Below are 6,585 nucleotides of genomic sequence, written 5' to 3'. Positions count from 1 at the left end.
GGATGACCCTCTGCTGCGAGGGACCATTCGGAGCCGTCAGGCCGTTGCTCGCGCCGTCCTGGTTGACCGCGCTGCCCCGTACCACGGCAAGCACCTCGTGGCCCAGGCGCCGTGCGTCGGACAGGCGCTCCACCAGGAGCACGCCCACGCCCTCGCCCCAGGCCGTGCCGTCCGCCGACTCGGCGAACGCCTTGCAGCGGCCGTCGGGAGCCAGGCCGCCCTGGCGGGAGAACTCGATGAACGCGCCAGGGGTGGACATCACCGTCACGCCGCCGGCCAGCGCCATCGTGCACTCGCCCGACCGCAGGGCCTGGATCGCCCAGTGCAGGGCGACCAGGGACGACGAGCACGCCGTGTCCACCGTCACCGCAGGCCCCTCAAGGCCCAGCGTGTAGGAGACACGGCCGGACAGGACGCTGGCCGAGCTGCCCGTGGCGGCGTAGCCGGCGGTGGACTCGGTCGCGGTGTCCATCAGGTGCGCGTAGTCCTGGCCGTTGGTGCCGGCGAAGACCCCGGTACGGCTGCCGCGCAGGGACGTCGGGTCGATTCCCGCCCGTTCGACGGCCTCCCAGGTCGCTTCGAGGAACAGCCGCTGCTGGGGGTCCATGGCCAGGGCTTCGCGCGGCGAGATGCCGAAGAATTCCGCGTCGAAGTCCGGGGCGTCGTGGAGGAATCCGCCCTCGCGCGTGTATGACGTGCCCACGCCTTCGGGGTTCGGGTCGTAGAGGGATGCCAGGTTCCAGCCGCGGTTCTCGGGGAGCCCGCTGACTCCGTCCGCTCCGGTGGCCAGGAGCTCCCACAGCTCTTCCGCCGAGCCCACGCCGCCGGGGAACCGGCAGCTCATACCGACGACGACAATCGGGTCGCCGTCCGTACCGCCCACGTCACCCGTGGCGCCGGTACCTTGCGAACCGTACGGCGACGGCCTGCTGTCGCCGTTCTCCGTCAGTTCCGACCAGAGGTGACGTGCCAGCGCCTCCGGGGACGGGTGGTCGTACACGAGAGTCGTCGGCAGGCTCAGCTCGGACACCGCGTCGAGCCGGTTGCGCAGTTCCACCGCGCTCAGGGAGCTGAACCCCAGGTCCAGGAACGCCCTGCCCGGCGGCACCGCTTCCGGGGACGCGTGGCCGAGGAGCGCGGCGGCCTCGCCGCGGATCACGTCGAGGACGAGGCGCAGGCCGTCCTGTTCGGACATGCCGCGCAGCCGGGAGGAGAGCGCCGACGAGCGGCGGTCGGTCTCCGCCTCCGGACGGCCGGTGGCGATGTCCTGGGCGGCGTCGCGGAGTTCGGGCAGCAGATCGCGCAGGAGCGGGTTGGGCCGTCGGGTCGTGCCCTGTTCGGCCGCCCGTTCCCAGCGGACGTCCGCGACGGTGAGGGTGGTCTCGTCGTCCTGGAGCGCCTGCCCCAGTGCCACGAGGGCGAGCTGGGGATCCATCGCGCCGACCCCGGTGCGTGCGAAGCGTTCCTCCTGGCCCTCGCCGAGGCCGCTGCCCCGCCAGTGGCCCCACTGGAGCGAGGTGGCCGTGAGGCCGTGGGCCCTGCGGTGCTGGGCCAGCGCGTCGAGGAACGCGTTGGCCGGGGCGTAGTTCCCCTGGCCAACGCCGCCGAGTACACCGGCGACGGACGAGAAGAGGACGAAGGCGGAGAGGTCCGTGCCGAGGTCACGAGTGAGTTCGTGCAGGTTCACCGCGGCCCGTACCTTCGCCCGCAGGGCTCGGTCGAGTTGGCCGGTGGTCAGGGTGTCGAGCAGTCCGTCGTCCAGGAGCGCCGCGCTGTGGAAGACCGCCGTCAGGGGCAGCTCGGCCGGGACCGTCGTGAGCAGTGCGGCCAGCGCGTTCCGGTCGCCCGCGTCGCAGGCGGCCAGAGTGACCTTGCTGCCCTTGGCGCCCAGTTCCGTCGCGAGGGCCTGTGCGCCGGGGGCGTCCTGGCCCCGCCTGCTGACGAGCAGCAGGTGCTCGCAGCCCTGGTCGGCGAGCCAGCGGGCGACATGGGCGCCGAGCGCGCCGGTCCCGCCGGTGATCAGCACGGTGCCGCGTGGTGGTGTCCACGCCGTGGCCGTGGGGTCCGCCGCGTCCGGCCCCGGCCGGTCGGGGGCGAGTCCGGGGCGGTGCGGGGCGTGCGCCAGCCGGCGGGCGTGCAGGCCGGTGGCGCGGACGGCCAGCTGGTCCTCGCCGTCGGCAGCGACGAGCACCCGGCGCAGGCGGCGCGCCGACCGCTGGTCCAGTTCGGCCGGAAGGTCGACCAGACCGCCCCAGAGCTGGGCGTGTTCGGCACTGATGACGCCGCCGAGTCCCCAGAGCAGGGCCTGCGTCGGATCGGTCACGGGGTCGGTCCGCCCCACCGAGGCGGCTCCACGGGTCGCGATCCACAGCGGGGCCTTGTGGAGCGACTTCTGAAGAACCTTGTCCTCGATGTGGCCGAGGGCCTTCACGAGGGTGAGGGTGCTCGCGAAGCCGGCGGGCACCGCGTCCGCGCCGGGGTGGGCGCTCGTGTCCAGGGCGAGCAGCGAAAGGATGCCGGTCACCGCTGCCAGTTCGCCGCCGCCCACAGCTTCAACTTCAGCTTCGGCTTCGGCGTCCGCGAGCGCGGTGCGTATCCGTGCGGCGAGCGCCTTGCTGTCGTGTCCGGTTCCGACCCGCACGACCCGGACGTCGGCGGGGGCGAGCGCGCTGACGCACTGCTGTACGTACTGCTCGATCTCCGAGGCGTACTCGGCGACGTACTCCGCGTCGGGCTCCGGAGCGATCACGAGACAGGTCCCGGAGAGGACCCCTGTCCCGGCGGACTCGGAGATCCGCTGCCACGTCACCCGGTAGCGCCAGGCGTCGACCGCGGCGAGGGCCGTACGCTGCTGCCGCCACGCGGCGAGGGCGGGCAGCGCGGCGGCGAACGACTGCTCCGTGTCCACCGCGAGGGTCCGGGAGAGTGCCTCCAGGTCCTCGCTCTCGACCGCCGCCCAGAACGTGCCGTCCTCGGGGGCGACATCTGCCGCTGCTCCGCCGCCGGAACCGCCGGCGGTTCCGGCGGGGTCGGTGCTGTGCGGCCTGCTCACCGCGTCGAGCCAGTAGCGGCGGTGCTGGAAGGCGTACGTGGGCAGGTCCACGACGTGGTGCGGCCCGGTCCCGGCGAGCACGGCGCGCCAGTCGACCTCCACCCCGTGCGCCCACGCCTCGGCGAAGGAGAGGAGCAGCCTGCGGGTCTCGTCCTCGGCCCGGCGCAACGTACCCAGCGCCAGGGCGTCGCTGCCCAGCGAGTCGAACGTCTCCTGCAGCCCGAAGCCGAGGACGGCATGCGGACTCACCTCGACGAATACTCGGTGCCCCGCCGAGAGCGCGGCCCGCGTCGCTGTCTCGAACTCGACCCTCGACCGCAGGTTCCTGAACCAGTAGTCCGCGCCGAGCTCCACCGTGTCCAGCGGCCCGCCCGTCAGCGTCGAGTAGAACGGCACCGCCGCGGACCGGGGAGCGAGCCCTGTCAGCGCCTGCGCCAGCTCCTCCCGTACGCCGTCGATCTGCGCCGAGTGCGAGGCGTAGTCCATGGGGATGCGCCGCGTCCGCACGCCGGCCGCCGCGCACTCGCCCTCCCACTCCTCCAGGGCGTCCAGGTCGCCGGAGACCACCGCCGAGCCCGGCCCGTTCACCGCGGCCAAGGACAGCCGCGACCCGTACCGCTCCACGCGCTCGCCGACCCAGTCCGCGTCCCGTGCCACCGACGTCATCCCGCCGCGGCCCGACAGCGGCAGCGTCACCCGGCGCCGCAGCGCCACCAGCCGCGCCCCGTCCTCCAGCGACAGACCGCCCGCCACCACGGCGGCCGCGATCTCGCCCTGCGAATGGCCCAGTACGGCGCCCGGCTCCACACCCACCGACCGCCACACCTCGGCCAGCGACACCATGATCGCCCACAGCACCGGCTGCATGACGTCCACGCGGTCCGACGACGGCGCGCCTTGCTCTCCCCGCACCACGTCCAGCAACGACCAGTCCACGTACGGAGCCAGGGCCGCTCCGCACTCCGTCAGCCGCGCCGCGAACACCGGCGAGGACTCCAGGAGTCCGGCGGCCATGCCCGCCCACTGCGCGCCCTGGCCGGGGAACACGAACACCGGCCGCGTCGCACGGGCCGCCACGCCGCGCACCACGCCGGGAGCCGAGCCGCCCCGCGCCAGCGCCGCCAGGCCGGCCCGGAAGTCCTCCTGCCGCTCGGCGATCACGGCCACGCGGTGCTCCAGTTGGGCCCGCGTCGTCGACAGGGACCAGGCCACGTCGGCCACGTCGTCGGGTGTCGCCTGTTCGGCCTCCGGACGGTCCTCCAGGTAGGCCAGCATCCGCGCGGCCTGGCCTGCGACGGCCTCCGGCGACTTGCCGGACAGCACCCACGGCAGGACGTCGCTCGTCACCGGCGCCAGAGGGCCGCGCGCTGTGTTGGCGGACCCGCCCCCGTTCGCCGCGCGCTCCTCGGTGGCGCTCTGCGAGGGGCTCTTCGAGGCTCCCTCCTCGGCGCGTTCCGAGGGCGCCTGCTCAAGGATCACGTGGGCGTTGGTTCCGCTGATGCCGAACGACGAGACGCCCGCGCGACGCGGCTCCCCCGTCTCCGGCCACGCCACCGACTCCGTCAGGAGCTCGACGGCACCCGCCGACCAGTCGACGTGCGAGGACGGCTCGTCCACGTGGAGGGTCTGCGGCAGCACACCCTCCCGCATCGCCATGACCATCTTGATGACGCCCGCGACGCCGGCGGCGGCCTGGGTGTGGCCGATGTTCGACTTCAACGAGCCCAGCAACAGCGGGCGTTCGCCGCGCCGCTTCTGGCCGTACGTCGCGAGCAGCGCCTGCGCCTCGATGGGGTCGCCCAGTGTCGTACCCGTGCCATGCGCCTCCACCGCGTCGACATCTTCCGTCGAAAGGCCGGCATTCGCCAGCGCCTGGCGGATGACGCGCTGCTGCGAGGGACCGTTGGGGGCGGTCAGGCCGTTGCTCGCGCCATCCTGGTTCGCGGCCGATCCGCGGACCACCGCGAGCACTCGGTGGCCGTTGCGGCGGGCGTCCGACAGGCGCTCCAGGAGCAGCATGCCGACGCCCTCGCCCCAGCCGGTGCCGTCCGCCGCGTCGGCGAACGCCTTGCAGCGGCCGTTCGCGGCGAGTCCCCGCTGCTTGCTGAAGTCGATGAACGTCGCCGGAGTCGTCATCACCGTGACCCCGCCCGCGAGCGCCAAGGCGCATTCGCCCGACCGCAGCGACTGCATCGCCAGGTGCAGGGCGACCAGCGACGACGAGCACGCCGTGTCCACCGTCACCGCGGGACCTTCGAGGCCCAGCGTGTACGCCACCCGGCCGGTCACCACACTGCTCGCGGTGCCGGTGCCCAGGAAGCCGTCCACGCCCTCGGGCACCGCCCCGAGGCTCGCCGCGTGGTTGTGGTACATCACGCCGGCGAACACGCCGGTACGGCTGCCGCGCAGTGACAGCGGGTCGATCCCGCCCCGCTCGATGGCCTCCCAGGCCGCTTCGAGGAGGAGCCGCTGCTGCGGGTCCATCGCCAGCGCCTCACGCGGCGAGATCTTGAACAGCTCGGCGTCGAAGTCACCCGCGCCGTGCAGGAACCCGCCTTCTTGCGTGTACGACGTGTTGGGGCGCCGCATCTCCGGGTCGTAGAGGGAGTCGACGTCCCAGCCGCGGTCCGCGGGGAACTCCGTGATCCCGTCCCGGCCCTCCGCTGCCAGTTCCCACAGCTCCTCGGGGGAGCCGACGTCGCCTGGGTAGCGGCAGCTCATCGCCACGATCGCGATCGGCTCGCGGTCCTTCTCCTCCACGGCACGCAAGCGCTCGCTCGTCTCGTGGAGCTCGGCGGTCACCCGCCGGAGGTAGTCGCGGAGCTTGTCCTCGTTCGCCATCAGCGAGTCACCTGCCGAACCTGTTGTCGATGAAGTCGAACAGCTCGTCGTCTGAGGCTGTGTCGAGGGTGTTGCCCACGTCGTCCGTCGTCACGGCCGCCTGCCCGCGCGCCTCGTTCCACTTGGCCACGAGCGCGTTCAGCCGGGCGGTGACCTCAGCCACCGGCTCCTCGTCGGCCGTGTCCAGAGCGGCGAACACGGCCTCCAGCTGGTCGAGTTCGGAGAGCACGGAGCGGGCTGCGGCCTTCGCCGGAGCGGCCTCGCCCAGGATGTACTCGGCGAGCACCATCGGCGTGGGGTAGTCGAAGACCAGCGTCGCGGGCAGCCGCAGGCCGGTCTCGGCGTTGAGCCTGTTGCGCAGTTCGACGGCGGTGAGGGAGTCGAAGCCCATCTCCGTGAAGGCGTCATGGGGTTTGACGTCCTCCCCTCGGGCGTGCCCCAGCACCTCCGCCACGCGGTCGCACACCAACTGGAGGGCGAGCCGCTCGCGTTCGGCGTCGGGCAGGGGACGCAGCCGGTCGGCGAACGATCCGCCGCCGTCACTGGAAGCAGAGCGCCCGTCGGCCGCACGCGGGGCCGCCCTGCGGACCAACGAGCGGAACATGACCGGCAGCGGCATGCCCGCCGACTGCCGGCGCAGCGCGGCCAGGTCAAGCCGGACGGGGACGAGCACGGCTTCCGGCAACGCACCA

General features: G+C 73.2%; 2 protein-coding genes. Both read right to left on the bottom strand.

Annotated features, from left to right (window positions below; translation table 11 throughout):
* On the bottom strand, positions 1 to 5,893 hold a 5,893-nt coding region (locus tag EES42_RS43025; RefSeq protein ID WP_124723657.1), incomplete at its 3' end, for a type I polyketide synthase.
* 7 nt (positions 5,894 to 5,900) lie between these two features.
* A partial coding sequence (locus tag EES42_RS43020; RefSeq protein ID WP_241196967.1) for a phosphopantetheine-binding protein occupies positions 5,901 to 6,585 on the bottom strand: 685 nt, incomplete at its 5' end.

Source organism: Streptomyces sp. ADI95-17, from assembly GCF_003846175.1.
Lineage (GTDB): Bacteria > Actinomycetota > Actinomycetes > Streptomycetales > Streptomycetaceae > Streptomyces > Streptomyces sanglieri.
Note: the sequence above shows the minus strand (reverse complement) of the source record. Positions and strands in the feature narration are given on the sequence as shown.